This window comes from Methanoculleus sp. DTU007, assembly GCF_001512385.1.
GTDB lineage: Archaea > Halobacteriota > Methanomicrobia > Methanomicrobiales > Methanoculleaceae > Methanoculleus > Methanoculleus thermophilus.
Map to the genome: position 1 here is coordinate 1 of NZ_LFRO01000014.1, position 17266 is coordinate 17266.

Here is a 17266-nt window from a genome sequence, read left to right on the forward strand (position 1 = left end):
CTCGATACGGGGCGTGCAGGGCGGGCGAATCTGACGATTGTGTTTGGGGTTCCTCCCCCACATTAGACTTTTTTGCATCCAGGTTAATCATCCCGGAGTATGGAGAGGATCTCTATGCATCTCTCTACCGCACCGCAATCTCTACCTGCGGCAACCCATCCCGGATGGAGGATTTGGCCACCTTGCCGCGAGGTGATCGCGAAATGAAGTACTACCCGGTTCAGTCTGGATATCCGCCGTACCCCGCAGTAAATCTGGCAATTGAAGCGGTTTTTGCTGAGCACGGGAGAGGTAACGTTCAGATGCCGCCTAAGGTCTACGTGACGTTTGTTGAGAGGGGGGACTTTAGGACGATGCCGGCCTACCTTCCTGCGCTCGGAATTGCCGGAGTCAAGATCGTCAACGTTCACCCGCACAACCGGGCGCGAGGACTTCCTACCGTGATGGCGCTCACGGTGCTCATCGACGTGGAGACCGGTATGCCGAAGGCGCTTGTCAACGCCACCGAACTTACGGCAATGCGTACCGGGGCGGCGGGAGCTGTCGCGGCAAAGCACCTCTCACCCTGGGATTCCGTCAGCCTGGGCGTCATCGGAGCCGGACGGCAGGCGGAGGCGCTTGTCGATGCGACGGCTGCAGCGCTCAAGATCGAGGAGATCCTGGTCTGGAGTCAGACGGAGAAGAGTGCAGAAGCGTTTGCTACCAAATATTCCGAATACAATGCTCGTGCCGTCTCGATTGAGCGCGCCTGTGACTGCGACGTGCTATTTACGACGACACCGTCGACCAAACCGATCGTGAAAGCCGACTGGATCCGCGAGGGGACGCATATCAATGCCATCGGCGCGGATGCTCCCGGCAAACAGGAGCTGGATCCTGCGCTCCTGCTAAAATCTGAGGTTTTCGTTGACGATCTCGGTCAGGCGGTTCACTCTGGAGAAGTGAACGTCCCGATCAGCACCGGGATCTACAATGCGGCGCAGATTGCGGGAACCCTCGGCGAGGTGGTTATCGGAAAGATTGGGCGGTCGTCTCCTGAAGCGATCACGATATTCGATTCCACAGGGCTTGCCATACAGGACCTCGCCATCGCTGCTCTCGTCGTGCGGGAGGAGGACGGATACGAACTGCCGTTCCCCTGACTGGCGCCAGTTAAGTCCGCTCACCGGCCCCGGGTGGTCATCGGCGATCTGTGTCTTGTGATATGCGCGCTGCTCTAGCCGGTACCAAAACTCGCAACTTTTTCCTGAAGGCACCTATGATTGAGCACGCCACGCCCGGAACAGCCGACGAAGCGGCCTCCTGTAATCTAAAAAAAGCGGTCCTGGGAAGGATCATCGAGCCCATCCCAGCGTTTATTTGAGTGTTACTCGTCTTTCTGGGGTTGTGCGAAGGCTTTCCAGACCTTTTCTCGGTAGATGGGACCACTGTTGTATGTGCAGAACGGGATCAGACGGCCGTCTGGAGTCGCGTAGTGGATACAGCAGCGCTCCACCCGGGAGAGGTCGTAGTTGTAGTTGTCCATGAAGTGCATCGTGCCGATGAAGAGGGCATTCCAGTGGAACTCTCGCAGGGCCTCGAAGTTCTGCATCACGAGCGTCTTTCCGATCAGTTTCAGGAACTCCCCGGTATTCTTCTGTTCCGCCTTCCTCGTTGAATTGTAGAGATCCTTGACGCCCTCGACGAGGGTCATATACTTATTCAGCGACCCGCCTTTCGAGAGTTTCGTCTTCATCTTCTCGACCGACTCAAAGAAGGCATCGACATCCACCATCTTGTTAATCGGAACCATTCCCTCATCAGTGACGAAGACGTACGTCGCTGCTCCGCAGTGCTGGTGCGTGGTGAACGTGACCTGGGGTTTGCCGGTATATGCCTCAACGAGTTCGGAGATCGGGACGACACAGGGCACAGGATAGAAGTAATCTTTCTTGATAACGCCGCCTGTCTGCTCCTCGATCCGCTCTGTAAGTTCCGGGATGGTTATCCGCTCTTTCCTGACGTCATCCTCACTCGCCGCCCCGGTGAACGCCACCGGCTGGAAGTTGACACCCCGGATGGTCTTGATATGCTCTGCTGCATATCTGATGATGTCGCCCACCTCATGGTCATTTCTGCCCTTGATGACCGTGGGCACCAGCACCACTCCCAGACCGATCTTTTCGCAATTTTCTATGGCACGCTTGTCGCTTGCGATCTTTGTATTGGTCTCTTTGGTTATGCCGTCAAAGTGCAGGTAGACTGTGGAGAGTCCCGCCTCTTTCAACACTCTGGCGTAATCAGGCTCTTGCGCAAGCCGAATACCGTTTGTCGCGATCTGAACCTGATACAGCCCAATCTCTTTCGCCTTTCTGATGAGGTCGGGGAGATCCTCACGCAGCGTCGGTTCACCGCCTGAGAACTGGACGGCTGGTGTGGGGACGGGTTTCTCCTCGCGCAGCATGCGGAGCATTCCGACAACCTGATCATAGGTTGGCTCGTAGACGAAACCACATGCTCGGGCATTTGCAAAGCAAAAGTCGCAATTGAGGTTGCACCGGTTTGTCAGGTCAATGTTTGCAAGCAACGTCGTTGACCGATGATTCTGACAGACACCGCAGTCGTGAGGGCATCCTGCGGGGGACGTGGTCGTCTGCGGGTTTAAAAGTCCTTTCCCGATACGCTCATAGGCGTCGAATCGCTTGTACATCTCCGCGTCCGACCAGTAGAGGGCCCGGTACATGCCGTGCTCAGAGCAGGTACGGACCAGCCAAACCTTTCCCTCCTCCTCAACAATCTCGGCGTCGAGCACGCGACCACATGTTGGGCAGAGGCTCTTTGTCTTTTTTATTAGCATTCTCTCACCGTGCCCATCTTTCCGTATCTCATACTTCGACACTTTAATCTTTATATTTACTGATTATACTGAACATTGACGATTGTTAATACGGACATGGGATACTGGGTCATAGCGCTATTTGCGGCGTTATGGGCTATGCTTCCGGCATATGTGCCGAATTCAGCGGCTGCAGTCTTCGGCGGCGGGACCCCAATCGACTTTGGTAAGACATGCGGTGATGGCAGGCGAATCTTCGGCGACGGTAAGACCTACCGAGGATTCTTCGGCGGTGTACTCTGTGGGGTGCTGGTCGGTCTCATACAGATCTGGGCGTGGAGAGCATTTGACCTGACAGCTCTTCCCCACCAGACCATCCTCTCCGTTACGCTGCTTTCGTCAGGCGCGCTCCTTGGCGATCTTGCCAAGAGCTTCCTGAAGCGGAGGCTGGGCAAGGAGCGGGGCGAGTCCTGGTTCCTGGCCGATCAGTATGACTTAGTTATCGGTTCCTTTCTGCTCATCCTCCTGATTTACCCCCAGTGGTTGTTCGAGAATATTACCTTACCCATTGCAGTCTGGATCATCATCATGACACCTCTGCTTCACCGAATAGTGAACATTATCGGCTACTACATCGGAGTTAAAGACGTACCATGGTAAACCCAATCGCGAAACTGTTGATTGAGAGCAGGGCTATCGAGTTCGGGGACTTTGTCCTCGCGTCCGGAGCCAGAAGTTCTTATTACATCGACATCAAAGCTGCAACAACAAATCCTACGGTTCTTGCAGCAATCGGAGAAGCCATTGCCAAAGATCAGGAGTTTGATACGGTGGCTGGAGTGGCCGTCGGTGCTGTCCCGATTGCTGTCGCCGTCTCGCTTGCAAGCGGGCGACCCTACGCAATCATCAGGAAAACGGAAAAGGATCACGGCAAGGCCGGGACGATCATCGGCGACGTGAGCGGCAAAAACGTACTGCTCGTTGAGGATGTGACCACATCCGGAGGAAGCGCCCTCTATGGGATTGAAGCGCTGCGTGCCGCAGGCGCCCATGTCGACCGGGTGGTGACCGTTGTTGACCGGGAAGCGGGCGCTGATAGGGCGCTTGCTGAAATTGGCGTATCGCTTATGGCGCTTGTGCGGGTCAGTGAGCTACTGAACGGATAAACATTTTTTTCGAGCAGGCGAATATGATGGATATGAAAGTACTCGTTGTAGGTGGTGGTGGCAGAGAGCATGCGATCACCAGGGCGCTTTCCTGCAACAGGGACGTGAGAATATTTTCTGTTATGGCACGCAAGAATCCGGGAATATTCCGGATTGCAGAGCGAACGCTCCTTGAAAAAGAGACCAATATTCAAGAGATAATACGGTTTGCCACCGAGAACGCGGTTGACGTTGCGGTCATCGGGCCAGAGGCGCCCCTTGAAGCAGGTATCGTCGATGGTCTTGCGGCGGCAGGGATACCGTCTCTCGGACCGACGCGTGCCGCGGCCCGGATTGAAACCGATAAAGCGTTCTGTCGCCGGCTGATGGAGCGGCACGGGATCGAGGGATGTCCTGAATACCAGGTCTTCCACGACCCCGAGGAGGCTGGGCAGTTCATCGAGACCTACAACGGCGATCTCGCCATTAAGCCGATCGGCCTGACCGGGGGGAAGGGTGTGCGGATCATGGGCGAGCACGTCGATGCAGCGGGTGCTATTGAGTACGTCCGGGAGATCGGCGGAAACGTCGTGCTTGAGGAGCGGCTCATCGGGGAGGAATTCACCCTTCAGGCGTTTGTCGATGGCGAACACCTGGTGCCCATGCCGCTCGTGCAGGATCACAAGCGTGCATACGAGGGGGATGTGGGACCAAATACCGGCGGGATGGGATCATACTCCCTGCCAGACCACATGCTCCCCTTCGTCTCCCAGTCCGACTATGAGAAAGCACTCCAGATTATGAAGGATACAGTCGCTGCCATGCGCGCCGAAGGGACTCCGTACAAGGGGATCCTCTATGGCCAGTTCATGAACACCCGCGACGGTCCTAAGGTCATCGAGTTCAACGCCCGTTTCGGAGATCCTGAGGCAATGAACGTTCTCTCCCTCCTTGAGTCCGATTTCACCGAGATCGTCTATCATGTTACTGAGGGAAACCTCTCGCCGTCGGATGTCCGGTTTGCTCGTAAAGCGACGGTCTGCAAATACCTCGTCCCCGAGGGTTATCCGGCGGCCCCGGTAACAGGCGCGCCTCTCACCCTCGGGGATTACGGCGACGCTCTCCTATACTATGCAAATGTTGAGGAGCGGGACGGGACGCTCTACACCCTGACGTCACGGACGCTCGCGTTCGTCGGGAGGGGCGATACACTTGAGGAGGCTGAGGCGATAGCCGAGAAGGCGGCATCCTCCGTCGTTGGTCGTGTCTTCCACCGCAGGGATATCGGCACCCGTGAGATCCTCGAGAAGCGGTGCCAGCATATGAGGGAGATTGCATGAAAAGGGACTTCCTTTCGATCATCGATATCGACAAAGACGAACTGGAGAGTATCATCGCCGACGCAAAGCACCTGAAGCGGTTGAAGCGCTCAGGGACCGCGCACGAATATCTCAAAGGAAAAAGCCTTGCGATGATCTTTGAGAAGGCGTCCACCCGCACCCGGGTCTCGTTCGAGGTCGGGATGACCGATCTCGGCGGCCATGCACTCTTCCTGAACCCGCAGGATATGCAGCTTGGGCGTGGTGAGGAACTCCGGGATACGGCACGAGTACTTGCCCGCTATGTCGATGCCGTGATGATCCGTGCCTACAGTCACGCCACCATCGAGGAGTTCGCCCGTTACTCGACTGTCCCGGTCATCAACGGGCTCTCCGACCGGCTGCACCCCTGTCAGGTTCTGGCTGATATAATGACCTTGAGCGAGCGGTTCCGGGACCTCCACGACTTAAAACTCGCCTGGATCGGGGATGGCAACAATGTATGCAACTCATGGATCCTCTCCTCGTCCCTGACCGGGATGGAGATTGTGGTCGCAAGCCCCAAGGGCTACCAGCCAAAAGATGCGATCATCGAGCAGGCGCGGGCGCGGGGCAGCCGGGTCAGCGTCGTCACGGATCCTGCTGACGCAGTTAGGGATGCGGACATCCTCTACACCGATATCTGGGTCTCCATGGGCGATGAGCAGGAGCGTGCGGAACGCCTGCGGGCCCTCAAGAACTATACAATAGACTCCCGCCTTCTTGAACTGGCGTCACCCGATGCTCTCGTGATGCACTGCCTCCCTGCCCACCGGGGCGAGGAGATCTCCGATGAGGTGATGGAAGGGCCGCAGAGCATCGTCTGGGACCAGGCTGAGAATCGGCTCCATGCACAGAAGGCTCTCCTGGTGCGGCTGATTGCCGGCGAAATGCCGAAGACGGATTAAACCATCTCGCGACCGCTCCACCCGCAAGTTCAACGGGGTGGAGTCGATCCTGGATACCCCTGATCTGTTGCCGCGGATCCCTGATTGAACCCGGCCGCAGACTTTTTTTTGAGAGGTGAACACAATAACCCGGGACTATATCCTAGCCGGGTAATCCCGGTGCAGCGATTCAAAAAAAAGTGTATTTATTCCGCGATGAACTCTTTGAGTTGCTCAAAGAGGTATTTTTGCACCTCTTCGACGACCTCTCTCTTGCCGCGGAATGCCAGTAACTCCCTCACATCCCCGTCCATATTTGCAAACGATAGTCTCTGCGGCCGCCGGACCACTTCAACGTCGTACTTCTCGACGACATCGTAGATCATCTTCCTCGGCACGCCCGGGGGGACAAGCAGATCAAACAGTTCTTCATCAGCCATTGCTACCAGATCCTACTTTCCTATTTTGATCCGGCGGGACATAATACATGGCCCTCCCCGGACTCCGCCGAGCGGGGCCTTGGGTTTACCGAGAGAGTTCATACACCGCCCCATCAGCGCCGCTCCCCGGGCAAGACCATCGTCTACAAAGACCAGGTGGTCGTTTGGGTTATCATAGAGGTTCCGCTCCATGATCCCCTCGAGGATATACTCGGGTTTTCTCCCAGAGATTGCCGCCCTTCCGGTGAATCCGATCGATGAGTTCGGTGGGACCATTCCCTTCTCGACGGCAACATCGATGAGCCGGAGCGCCATCCTCGCACAGACCCTGTCAACGACCTCGGCCAGCATTCCCGTGCCGTGCTCCTGGTAGATCTCATGCCCGATCTCCTCGAGCACGGGCATATCGCTGCCGTTGACACCGCAGTCACACCCGATGAGAGCGACGCCCGACTTGTCGGCTACGTCGGCACAGACCGGGACCCGCCCAAACCTCGTCCTGTCGGGTGGAACGATGCGAATATCGATATGCTCGTGGCACCGATCGACGTACTCCTCGACGATGGAGCGTTTCCGGCCTCCGAATGCGCCCTTGATGCTGTGGTCGCCAAAGAGGTCGAGGGCTGTTCCAGTCCGCTCCTTCACAAGCCCGGTTCCACGGACGATCGAGTCGGGGATGGCGCCGGCAAGCCCGCAGAAGTTCCCGATCGTCTGGGCGAACGGGTTCGGATCGTCCGGGGCGACATCGCTCGTGATCCGGCCATCCAGCGTGGTCCCGAAGTCGATCGATATGCAGGGATTCCGGAAGTCGACCGGCGTCCACTTGGCCCCCTCCTTGATGCCTGCCATCGCGAGTTCCCCTTCCATCTCGTTTGCAACCATCTCAACGCCGGTGCACCCTACCGGCGGCACCACGCCAGCGACGGCACCGACAAAGACCAGTTTATCTGCAAACGAGTACGGTCGGAGTTTCGGGGGGAGGTTGTCGATCGACATCGGCGGCGTCATCTTCCGCGGAGGGACCCCCGCCGCAAGACAGCCGTTCGCAAGAGCGATGATGAAGTCCCCGACCTGGTCCGGGGAGTCCATCGCCGCCACAACGCCGGTGCTCCTGACGACGAAGTCGAGATCATCCTTGATACTCAGGTGTGCCTCGTTGTGGCACTGGATCAGAGTATCACGCACCAGTTCCGTGACCGACTCCCTTGTTAACTTCGTGCCGTCCAGAGTCTCCCCAAAGATCGTCTCACCCGGCTTTGGGGGTCGGACGTCGCGGCTCATAGTCACGGTCTTGTTGATGATATACGATCTGCCCGTCTCGAGGTTCGTGCCGGTCAGGATGCACTTGGTCGTCGTATTGCCCATCTCGACGGATGCCACGATAAAATAGGGCTTCACCCGGTACTCGGGAACACCTGCACCCGCTCCATGGGAGATAGATGGTGGAGGGGGGCTCTCGACGATATGCGGAGTAGGTTTGAAAAAGCGCTCCAAAAATCGGGCACACATAGTAGTTTTTTTCCCGTCTCTTACTTTATATCTTTCCATGCCCGCATACGGTATCGGGACTCAGAAAAGATAAGCCGCTCAAAGGATCTCTTGATCCGGGCCAAGGAACAGGACGATGGCATTTTATGGAGTGTTTGCAGAATTTGCTGGATTCGCCAGTCAGAGGCGGGTGTAGTCAAGCATAACTTCAGGTCTGCTTAAACTCCTCCCTATGCAGCCTTCGCGCCCTCGTTGCACCTGAATCGTTCACTACGCCCACTATCGACTCACAAAACGGCGCAAAAGACGTGGTATTTACGATTGAATGATTCTGTTGTACTCTGAAAATGCAAAACTCGCGCGATTGTTAACCATACTCCACATGACGACGCCATTGGCAGAGGTGTTATATACGCACAGCACGGATAACCAGACTATCGGACGGGTTGAGGCACCCCGCCGTGCCCGATCCGCCCCCCAGGATGGTGAATCGCATGGTTGCGCTTTCAGGCGAAGTTAAGGAGATATTTACAAAGACCAAAGTCATGCCGATGGCCACTGCTTCAAAGAGCGGCGTCCCGAACGTGGCGCCAATGGCATCGATCCAGCTCGCGGCCGACGACACAATCTGGATTATGGATAATTACATGGTAAAGACGCTTGAAAACCTCAAAGAAAATCCTCTTGTTGCTCTCTACTTCTACGACCAGGACTCCAAACGGTGCTTCCAGATAAAAGGCTCAGCCGAGATCCGGACCTCCGGCCCGGAGTACGAAAAGTTCCGCGATCAGATGAAGGCAAAGAACGATAAGTTCCCGGCGAAGTCCCTCATCATCATCAAGATCACCGACGTCTTCGAGTGCACGCCGGGAAAAGAGGCGGGGAAGAAGGTGCTGTAAGCACCTCTCTCAGCACTTCTTGAGGTTTTTGAGCAGGCGTGCCTGCAGTCCAAAGAAATGCGAGAACCCAACAGCGTAATTCTGATCGATCGTCTTCGAGTCGAAGGAGACCAGATCGTCTGAGTAGAGCGCGGCATCCGAACTCCGACCGAGGACCTTGACGCTGCCTTTATAGAGACCGACGTCCACGGTGCCGTTCATCCGCTCCTGCGTTGTATCGATGAATGCGGTTAAAGCGTGGAAGAGCGGCTCGTGCACAAGCCCCATATAAGCGAGTTCGGACCACTTGTCGTCGACGATATGCTTGAACGCGAGTTCCGAACGGGTCAGGACGAGGTGCTCGAGGTCCCGGTGCGCGGCAAGGAGAACGGTTGCGGCCGGGTGTTCGTAGATCTCGCGGGCCTTCAAGCCCAGGATCCGGTCCTCGACCATGTCGTTGCGGCCGACGCCGTTTCTGCCTGCAATCTGGTTCAGCTCCCGGATCAGGGCGATGCCGGGGAGCCTCTTGCCGTTGAGGGCAACCGGGACACCTTTCTCGAACTCGATCTGAATCTCTTCCATGGTATCCGGGGCGTCTTTTGGCGATACAGTCCAGGCGTAGATCTCCTCGGGCGGGTGGAAGGCCGGATCCTCGAGTTTGCCTCCCTCTATGCTCCGGCTCCAGCAGTTCTCGTCGACACTGTAGGGCTTCTCCTTTGCTACGGGAACCGGAATGTTGTGCTCCTGTGCATAGCAGATCTCCCACTCGCGTGTCAGGTTCATCTCCCGCATCGGTGCGATGATATCGTAGCCTGCGGACCGGAAGATGAAGTCAAAACGGAGCTGGTCGTTTCCTTTTCCGGTACAGCCGTGTGCAATCTTCGAGGCGCCTTCCTGCTGTGCGACCTTTACGATCTCCTCGGCAATCAGCGGGCGTGCGAGCGCCGTGCCCATCGGGTAACCCTCATACGACCCGTTCGCTTTTATCGAGGGGAAGATACAGTCGGATATAAACTTCTCTTTGGCATCGATAGTGTAGTGCTTGTCCGCGAGCATCTGGCCTTTCTCTGTTGCCCGGACGATCTCCTCCTCGGGCTGGCCAACGTCGACTGCGACGGTTATGATCTCATCGAATCCATAGTGCTCGCGCAGGAGGGGGATACAGACGGAGGTATCGAGGCCTCCGGAAAATGCAAGGACGACTTTTCCCTTTTCCATGGTACTGATCTCCGCGTTCTTGATCTCAGTCAGTCAGACTGTCTGGAGTAATCTACAATTGTATGACCTTTCACACAATAAAAGAAATGGTATGGACGGGCACACTGGGTGGAATCTGAGCCTTTTTCAGTATCTCTTGGGGCTCGGGGATATCTGGGAGTATGTGCCTGAGGGGTATAGATGAGCCTGCCTAGGCATCAGGATCCTATTGCGCGACTGGGACTTCCAGTGCAGATGAGCGAAAGTTCGGAATCTGGGAAAATGGACATAATATGAGGAATAATTCTCAAACTGTGAGTGAATTACGGGATGGCGCTCATGATTATATTCTATCTCAAAAAACTCCAAAAAATGGCGTAAAAATAAAAATAATTCTGAATATAGAGTCTTTTGGATAAACAAAAATTATAAAATAGATGAAATAGTAATTGTGAAAACTGGAGGGTTTCGTTATTTTTGAAAAGTTACCCGTAGGGGACACAAAATTATTACAACCAATAATCAGCGTCAGAGATCTGACCAAAGTATTCGGTGAGAATCCTGAAAAAGTGCTGGCACTCCATCGTTCCGGACGCTCAAAACAGGAGATTTATGAAGAGACAGGTATGACGCTGGCCCTCAATAATGTCTCGTTTGAGGTTATGCCGGGCGAGACATTCGTCCTGATGGGGTTGTCCGGGAGTGGAAAATCAACGCTTCTGCGCTGTATCAACCGGCTCATCGACCCAACTGAGGGCGAGGTATGGATCGACGGCAAAAATATTGTCGAGATGAACCGCGAGGAACTCCGGGAGATCCGGCGGCGGAAGTTGGGTATGGTCTTTCAGAACTTTGCTCTCCTCCCACACCGGACGGTCCTTGATAATGTCGCTTTTGGTCTTGAGATCCAGGGTGTACCGGTAGAAGAGCGCCGCAAGAAAGCCGAAGAAACGCTCAAATTAGTGGGACTCGGCGGTTATGGGGAAAGCATGCCCAGTGAACTCTCCGGTGGCATGAAGCAGCGTGTTGGGCTTGCCCGTGCCCTCACGAGCGACCCCGATATCCTCTTGATGGATGAGGCGTTCAGTGCCCTCGATCCCCTCATCCGCAGGGATATGCAGGATGAACTGCTCGATCTTCAGCAGCGGCTCAGCAAAACGATCATCTTCGTCACCCACGACCTGGATGAGGCTTTGAAGCTCGGCGACCGTATTGCCTTGATGAAAGATGGTGCGATCGTGCAGATCGGGACACCTGAGGAGATCCTGACGAATCCCGAGAACGCTTACGTCGAGAAGTTCGTCACCGACGTCGACCTGACAAGGGTCCTCTCGGCAAGCGACGTGATGCGCCACCCCGAACCGGTCGCCCGGTGCACCGCGGGACCGAGGGTTGCCCTGCACCTCATGGAAGAGCACGATATCGGGAGCGTATTTGTGGTCGACCGCGATCGCCGCCTCAAAGGTCTCGTTACGCTCGAAGATACTCTCAAAGCAGTACGTGCGGGCAAGGGGCTTGAGGAGATCATCAACACCGAGATCCCGACCGTGGCGCTTGACACCCCACTTACCGACATCATATCAGTAATCGCCGGGAGTCCTTATCCTGTTGCGGTGGTTGATGACGAAAACAGACTTCGGGGATTAGTATTCCGGGGTGCCATACTCGCTGCCCTGGCACGAAAGGGGGAGGATATCAATGCAACTGCCTAAACTCCCTGTGGGAGATGCAATTGAAGCGCTCGTGGACTGGATCGAGCAGTACTTCGGCTGGTTGCTTGATGGGGTCAGTGATGCGCTCGGATTCCTCATCAGCGGACTGCAGGATCTCCTGCTCGCTATACCGGCGCCGGTCCTGATCGTCCTTGTAAGCGTGCTGGTCTGGTTCGTCACCCGGCGCGATATCAAACTGGCGGCACTCACGGCGCTCGGTCTGTTGCTGATCTGGAACCTCCAGCTCTGGAATCTCGCCATGCTCACCCTGGCGCTCGTCCTTGTCTCAACAGGTCTTGCGCTCGCGATATCGATCCCGCTCGGGATCGCGGCTGCAAGGAGTGAACCGCTGAATGCTGTACTCAGACCGATCCTCGACTTCATGCAGACGATGCCCTCGTTTGTCTACCTGATCCCTGCAGTGATCTTCTTCGGCCTCGGGAACGTGCCGGGGACCATCGCGACGGTCGTCTTTGCGATGCCGCCGGCGCTGCGCCTCACCAACCTTGGGATCCGACAGGTGCCCAAGGAGTTGATCGAGGTTGCGGATGCCTTCGGCTCAACACCCGGCCAGAAACTTCTCAAAGTGCAACTTCCGGTTGCTCTGCCCACCATCATGGCCGGGGTGAACCAGTGCATCATGCTTGCCCTCTCGATGACCGTCATCGCATCGATGATCGGAGCAGCGGGTCTTGGGTATCAGGTGCTTGTGGGCATCCAGCGGGTAGACATTGGTATGGGATTTGAGGCGGGGCTCGCTATCGTGATCATTGCGATCATCCTTGACCGGATCACCCAGAATCTTGTACCCCAGCACGAGAACCAGTGATCCATCTCAATATTATTTTTGAGGGGAACGGGAGGCTGGCTCATCTTCCGGCATTCATCGTCATATTGACCGAAGAGACGGCGGATGATCAGCGTATAATAGAGGGGATCGTCGTCATATCTCCGTTCAAATCTCGTTTCAAAAAGGCTTCATTCGCCAATCGGAACTCGTAAAACCTAAATAATGTTACATCTATATGTTGAATCGGTCAACATCTGGCCTTTTTGCCCTGGGGTGCAAGCAAGCCAGGAGTGGCATACTTCGCCACCTCTGCTTATGTCCAGACTGCTGGTAACTTGCTGCCAAGCTGGATTGTTTGTGAGAATCCGGAACCCCACACAAGCCGGATTCTGAACGCGATCTATTCGCTGAAAGCGAATAGATACCGATGTTGAGGTAAAATCATGAATCGAAAANNTGCTCTGTCTCTTCTCTGCCGGTTGCACCGGCACACAGGCAACTGAGCCCAAGAAAGAGATCAGGATCGGCTATGTCACCTGGGACTGTGCCATCGCGAGCAGCAACGTGATGAAACTGGTCTTTGAGGAAGCAGGATACGACGTCGAACTGATTGCCGTCGATGCAGGACCGCTCTTCCAGGCGCTTGCAAGTGGGAGCGTCGACTTTACGACAACCGGATGGCTCCCCCACACGCATGAGCACTACTGGGAGCAGTACGGCGACCGGATCGATTATGTCAAGGAGAACATCCCCGGAGCGGCACGTATTGGGCTTGTTGTTCCGACCTACGTAACCATCGACTCGATTGAGGAGATGAACGGCGTGGCCGATCAGTTCGGCGGCAGGATCGTGGGCATCGAGCCTGGTGCGGGGATCATGACCCGGACCGAACAGGCCATCGATGAGTACGGCCTCAACTATGAACTGGTTGCAAGCAGCAGTGCCGGTATGGCAGCTGAGCTCTCCTCCTCCATCGAGCGCGAGAAATGGGTCGTGGTGACCGGGTGGTCGCCGCACTGGAAGTTCGGCCGCTATGACCTCAAGTTCCTCGATGATCCGAAGGGTGTCTACGGTGGGGCCGAGGATATCGTGACCCTCGCAAGACAGGGTCTCGCGACTGACGACCCGGAGGCTTATGCGATCCTCACCCGGTTTGAGTGGACCGGCGAGGATATCGCCACGGTCATGACCGATATCGCTGACGGCATGTCAGAAGAGGAAGCCGCACAGAAGTGGATTGATGCCAACCGCGACAAGGTTGATGCGTGGCTAGGGTACGCATAATCCTCCTTTTTTTGAGCAGAATCTTCCGGGATCTTTTCGTCCAGGTAGCTGATCCCAGAAACGGTGGATGAGAGCGATGAAAAAAAGTCTCCCGGGCCGGGTTACGCCAGCCCGTGGTAGTGCCCAAGCGGCTCGATGGTGATCTCCTCGCGCTTGATAGCATCAATCGCCATCGCAGCAGCGCGTGCCGCCTGAAGCGTGGTGATGTAAGGAATGCCGTAATCGACGGCCGCCCGCATGATCTGGATGTGATCCTGCCGGGACGCCTTATCTGCCGGGGTGTTGATGATCAACCGGATCCCGCCAGAGCGCATGACGTCGATGACGTTCGGTGATCCTTCCTGGACCTTCCGGACCAGATTCGCCTCAACGCCGTTCTGGGTGAGGAAATCGACCGTCCCGCTCGTACCATAGAGCGAGAGGCCGAGTTCCCGGAGCTTGCGCGCAATCGGGAGAAGTTCCTCCTTCTGATCGTCCGTCACTGATATGAAGATATTCCCGCTCGTCGGCAGGGTGTTGTCCGCAGCGGTGCTTGCCTTGTAGTAGGCGCGGCCGAAGTCGTAATCGATCCCCATCACCTCGCCGGTACTCTTCATCTCCGGCCCAAGGACGGTGTCGACGCCGGGGAGTTTGTTGAACGGCAGGAGCACTTCTTTCACCGCAACATGCTCGATCTTGGGCTCGACAATATTCATATCGGCAAGTTTCCGACCCACCATCACCTTCGCCGCAAGCTTCGCGAGGGGGATGCCCGTTGCCTTCGAGACGAACGGCACGGTCCGGCTTGCCCGTGGGTTTGCCTCGAGCACGTAGACGATGTCGTTCTGGACGGCATACTGGATGTTGATCAGCCCGACGACCCCGAGGCCGAGGGCAATCTTCCTTGTGTACTCCCGGACCCGCGCAATCACCGAGGGAGAGAGGGACTGCGGGGGGATGACGCAGGCCGAGTCGCCGGAGTGGACCCCGGCCCACTCGATATGCTCCATGATACCGCCGATCAGGACATCGGTCCCGTCACAGACCGCATCCACATCGATCTCGACGGCGCCCTGGAGGAAGGAGTCGATCAGCACCGGGTGTTTCCTGCTCACCCGGACAGCCTCTTTGATGTAACTCTCCAGTTCAGTCTCGTCGTGGACGAGTTCCATCGCCCGCCCGCCAAGGACATAGGACGGCCGAACCAGCACCGGGTAGCCGATCGATCGGGCAATCTCCCACGCTTCTTCCTCCGAATGCGCAGAAGAGTTCGCCGGGCTCGGGATACCGAGCTGGTTGAGGAGATGGCTGAATCGGTCTCGGTCCTCCGCCACATCCATGGCATCGGGCGACGTCCCCAGGATCTTCGTCGAGAGACCGAGGCGTTTGATCTCCGCCTCCAGGGGCACGGCCAGGTTCACCGAGTTCTGGCCCCCGAACTGGACCATGACACCGTAGTAGTTATCCTTTTTGAGGACATTTACGACATCCTCAAGTTGCATCGGCTCAAAGAAGAGCCTATCTGAGGTATCAGCATCGGTCGAGACCGTTTCTGGGTTATTATTGATGATATGGACCTCGATCCCTTCCTCCTCGCGGAGCGCCATCACCGCGTGGACGGTGCAGTAATCAAACTCGATCCCCTGCCCGATCCGGATCGGTCCGGAACCGAGGATCAGGATCTTCTTCGCGTCGCTCCTGGTGAGTTCGCACTCATCTTCCCACGTTGAGTAGAAGTAAGGGGTTGTGGCCGGGAACTCTGCGGCGCAGGTGTCCACCATCTTGTAGGTCGGGGTTCCAGCGATGGCCTCGATCTCGGCGGCGGTCTTCCCCGTGAGTGCCTGCAGTTCTTCGTTTGAGAAGCCGTAACGCTTTGCAACCTGGATATCTCCGGGTTCAAAGGCATTCTTGAGTTTCCATTCGAGATCCACGATGTTCTTGATCTTCTCAATGAAGAACGGCGCGATGGAGGTGAGGTTAGCAATCTCCTCGACCGTGAACCCCTCCCGGATGGCATCAAATAGACAGCCGAACCGCTCGTCCGTCGGAGATGTAAGGATCATCCGGATCTCGCTCGGGTTCGTATGCCGCTGCATATCGGTATCGATCGACCGGAGCGCCTTCTTGAACGCCTCCTCGACCGTCCGGCCGATTGCCATCACTTCGCCGGTGCTCTTCATCGCCGTGGTGAGCGTCCGGTCCGCCGACTTGAACTTATCAAACGGCCACCGGGGCACCTTTACCACCACGTAATCGATCGCAGGCTCGAATGACGCAGGGGTGACACCGGTCACGGGATTCATGATCTCGTCGAGCCGAAGCCCGATCGCGATCTTTGCTGCAACCCTGGCGATCGGGTAGCCGGTCGCCTTGGATGCGAGCGCCGACGATCGCGAGACCCGGGGGTTCACCTCGATGACCCGGTAATTGCCGTCGCGGTAGGCGAACTGGATGTTGCACCCGCCCTGGACGCCGAGAGCCCGGATAATCTTTATCGCGGCGGTTCGAAGCATCTGGAACTCATCATCGCGCAGGGTGAGGATAGGTGCAACGACGATGCTCTCGCCGGTGTGGATGCCCATCGGGTCGACATTCTCCATCCCGCAGACGATGATACAGGTATCGGCCGCGTCTCGCATCACCTCAAACTCGATCTCCTTCCACCCGGCGACGCTCTCTTCCACGAGGACCTGGTGGATCCGGGAGCGGGCAAGCCCTAACTCACAGATCCGCCGCATCTCCTCGGGTGTGTGCGCCACGCCGCCTCCCGAGCCGCCGAGCGTATATGCCGGCCTGATGATCGCCGGAAGACCAACTTCGCGAATAGCCTCGTCGATCTGGCTCATGCTCTCGAGGATCATGCTCCGGGGGACGGGTTCGCCGATGGCATTCATCAGGTCGCGGAACTGCTCCCGGTCTTCGCCGCGGTAGATTGCCTCGAGGGGTGTTCCGAGGATCTCGACGCCCTCAAGCGCACCCATCTCCGCGAGTTCTGCGGTCATGTTGAGAGCGGTCTGGCCGCCCATCCCGCTCAAGATTCCATCGGGCTTCTCTTTTTTGATAATCTTTGCAATGAGTTCGGCCTTCAGCGGCTCGATGTAGATAACGTCTGCAGTATCCGGGTCGGTCTGTATCGTCGCGGGGTTCGAGTTGACGAGGACGACCTCGACACCCTCCTCCCGGAGGGCGCGGCAGGCCTGCGAACCTGAGAAATCGAACTCGGCCGCCTGCCCGATCTGGATGGGGCCAGACCCGATGATGAGGACTTTTTTAATACGAGGATTCCTTGGCAT

At 56.6% G+C, this 17266-nt stretch carries 14 protein-coding genes; 9 read left to right on the forward strand and 5 right to left on the reverse strand.

Annotation, left to right across the window (positions count from 1 at the left end; all coding sequences use genetic code 11):
• Nucleotides 1-203 precede the first annotated feature (203 nt).
• Nucleotides 204-1142, forward strand: a complete 939-nt coding sequence (locus tag ACI94_RS01535) for an ornithine cyclodeaminase family protein (protein ID WP_066954299.1) — start codon at nt 204-206, stop codon at nt 1140-1142.
• Between the two features lie 224 nt (nt 1143-1366).
• Here ACI94_RS01535 and tes read toward each other — a convergent pair whose 3' ends face one another.
• Nucleotides 1367-2836, reverse strand: a complete 1470-nt coding sequence (gene tes / locus ACI94_RS01540) for a tetraether lipid synthase Tes (RefSeq protein ID WP_066954296.1) — start codon at nt 2834-2836, stop codon at nt 1367-1369.
• Nucleotides 2837-2974: 138 nt separating this feature from the next.
• Between tes and ACI94_RS01545 the strand changes: the two genes are divergently transcribed.
• From ACI94_RS01545 to argF, 4 genes are read left to right on the forward strand one after another with little or no spacing between them, the layout of a single operon-like run.
• Entirely contained in the window at nt 2975-3475 is a 501-nt protein-coding gene (locus ACI94_RS01545) for a CDP-2,3-bis-(O-geranylgeranyl)-sn-glycerol synthase (RefSeq protein WP_066954706.1), read from the forward strand.
• Nucleotides 3469-3981 carry an orotate phosphoribosyltransferase gene (gene pyrE, locus ACI94_RS01550; RefSeq protein WP_066954293.1) on the forward strand — a complete coding sequence of 171 codons (513 nt, stop codon included), beginning with the start codon at nt 3469-3471 and terminating at the stop codon, nt 3979-3981. The genes ACI94_RS01545 and pyrE overlap by 7 nt, the downstream gene beginning before the upstream one ends.
• A gap of 26 nt (nt 3982-4007) precedes the next feature.
• Nucleotides 4008-5300 carry a phosphoribosylamine--glycine ligase gene (purD, locus tag ACI94_RS01555; protein ID WP_286681016.1) on the forward strand — a complete coding sequence of 431 codons (1293 nt, stop codon included), beginning with the start codon at nt 4008-4010 and terminating at the stop codon, nt 5298-5300.
• Complete coding sequence (gene argF, locus ACI94_RS01560) at nt 5297-6226, forward strand: ornithine carbamoyltransferase (protein ID WP_066954290.1); 930 nt, start codon at nt 5297-5299, stop codon at nt 6224-6226. Before purD ends, argF begins: the two co-directional genes overlap by 4 nt.
• 185 nt (nt 6227-6411) lie before the next feature.
• On the opposite strand, the gene ACI94_RS01565 is transcribed toward argF, so the two are convergent.
• On the reverse strand, nt 6412-6645 hold the full coding sequence (locus ACI94_RS01565; RefSeq protein ID WP_066954287.1) for a hypothetical protein: 234 nt from the start codon (nt 6643-6645) through the stop codon (nt 6412-6414).
• 12 nt (nt 6646-6657) lie between these two features.
• Entirely contained in the window at nt 6658-8154 is a 1497-nt protein-coding gene (locus tag ACI94_RS01570; RefSeq protein ID WP_066954284.1) for a methanogenesis marker 14 protein, read from the reverse strand.
• A gap of 473 nt (nt 8155-8627) precedes the next feature.
• On the opposite strand from ACI94_RS01570, the gene ACI94_RS01575 reads away from it, so the two are divergent.
• Entirely contained in the window at nt 8628-9032 is a 405-nt protein-coding gene (locus tag ACI94_RS01575; RefSeq protein ID WP_066954282.1) for a pyridoxamine 5'-phosphate oxidase family protein, read from the forward strand.
• A 9-nt stretch (nt 9033-9041) separates the two neighbouring features.
• On the opposite strand, the gene ACI94_RS01580 is transcribed toward ACI94_RS01575, so the two are convergent.
• A complete protein-coding gene (locus tag ACI94_RS01580) occupies nt 9042-10229 on the reverse strand; it encodes an argininosuccinate synthase (protein WP_066954278.1) in 1188 nt (395 codons plus the stop codon).
• Nucleotides 10230-10834: 605 nt separating this feature from the next.
• On the opposite strand from ACI94_RS01580, the gene ACI94_RS01585 reads away from it, so the two are divergent.
• From ACI94_RS01585 to ACI94_RS01595, 3 genes are all read left to right on the forward strand, one after another.
• Complete coding sequence (locus tag ACI94_RS01585; protein WP_286681017.1) at nt 10835-11920, forward strand: glycine betaine/L-proline ABC transporter ATP-binding protein; 1086 nt, start codon at nt 10835-10837, stop codon at nt 11918-11920.
• A complete protein-coding gene (locus ACI94_RS01590; RefSeq protein WP_066954269.1) occupies nt 11907-12749 on the forward strand; it encodes a proline/glycine betaine ABC transporter permease in 843 nt (280 codons plus the stop codon). Before ACI94_RS01585 ends, ACI94_RS01590 begins: the two co-directional genes overlap by 14 nt.
• Before the next feature lie 417 nt (nt 12750-13166).
• Complete coding sequence (locus ACI94_RS01595) at nt 13167-13994, forward strand: glycine betaine ABC transporter substrate-binding protein (protein WP_286681019.1); 828 nt, start codon at nt 13167-13169, stop codon at nt 13992-13994.
• Between the two features lie 101 nt (nt 13995-14095).
• Here the strand turns inward: ACI94_RS01595 and carB are convergent, their stop codons facing one another.
• Nucleotides 14096-17266, reverse strand: a complete 3171-nt coding sequence (gene carB, locus ACI94_RS01600) for a carbamoyl-phosphate synthase large subunit (protein ID WP_273258492.1) — start codon at nt 17264-17266, stop codon at nt 14096-14098.

Excerpts from the sequence above, each read along its gene's own strand:
- ACI94_RS01535 (WP_066954299.1), top strand. The coding sequence starts at position 204 with ATGAAGTACTACCCGGTTCAGTCTGGATATCCGCCGTACCCCGCAGTA.
- tes (WP_066954296.1), bottom strand. The coding sequence starts at position 2,836 with ATGCTAATAAAAAAGACAAAGAGCCTCTGCCCAACATGTGGTCGCGTG.
- ACI94_RS01545 (WP_066954706.1), top strand. The coding sequence starts at position 2,975 with ATGCTTCCGGCATATGTGCCGAATTCAGCGGCTGCAGTCTTCGGCGGC.
- pyrE (WP_066954293.1), top strand. The coding sequence starts at position 3,469 with ATGGTAAACCCAATCGCGAAACTGTTGATTGAGAGCAGGGCTATCGAG.
- purD (WP_286681016.1), top strand. The coding sequence starts at position 4,008 with ATGGATATGAAAGTACTCGTTGTAGGTGGTGGTGGCAGAGAGCATGCG.
- argF (WP_066954290.1), top strand. The coding sequence starts at position 5,297 with ATGAAAAGGGACTTCCTTTCGATCATCGATATCGACAAAGACGAACTG.
- ACI94_RS01565 (WP_066954287.1), bottom strand. The coding sequence starts at position 6,645 with ATGGCTGATGAAGAACTGTTTGATCTGCTTGTCCCCCCGGGCGTGCCG.
- ACI94_RS01570 (WP_066954284.1), bottom strand. The coding sequence starts at position 8,154 with ATGTGTGCCCGATTTTTGGAGCGCTTTTTCAAACCTACTCCGCATATC.
- ACI94_RS01575 (WP_066954282.1), top strand. The coding sequence starts at position 8,628 with ATGGTTGCGCTTTCAGGCGAAGTTAAGGAGATATTTACAAAGACCAAA.
- ACI94_RS01580 (WP_066954278.1), bottom strand. The coding sequence starts at position 10,229 with ATGGAAAAGGGAAAAGTCGTCCTTGCATTTTCCGGAGGCCTCGATACC.
- ACI94_RS01585 (WP_286681017.1), top strand. The coding sequence starts at position 10,835 with ATGACGCTGGCCCTCAATAATGTCTCGTTTGAGGTTATGCCGGGCGAG.
- ACI94_RS01590 (WP_066954269.1), top strand. The coding sequence starts at position 11,907 with ATGCAACTGCCTAAACTCCCTGTGGGAGATGCAATTGAAGCGCTCGTG.
- carB (WP_273258492.1), bottom strand. The coding sequence starts at position 17,266 with ATGCCAAGGAATCCTCGTATTAAAAAAGTCCTCATCATCGGGTCTGGC.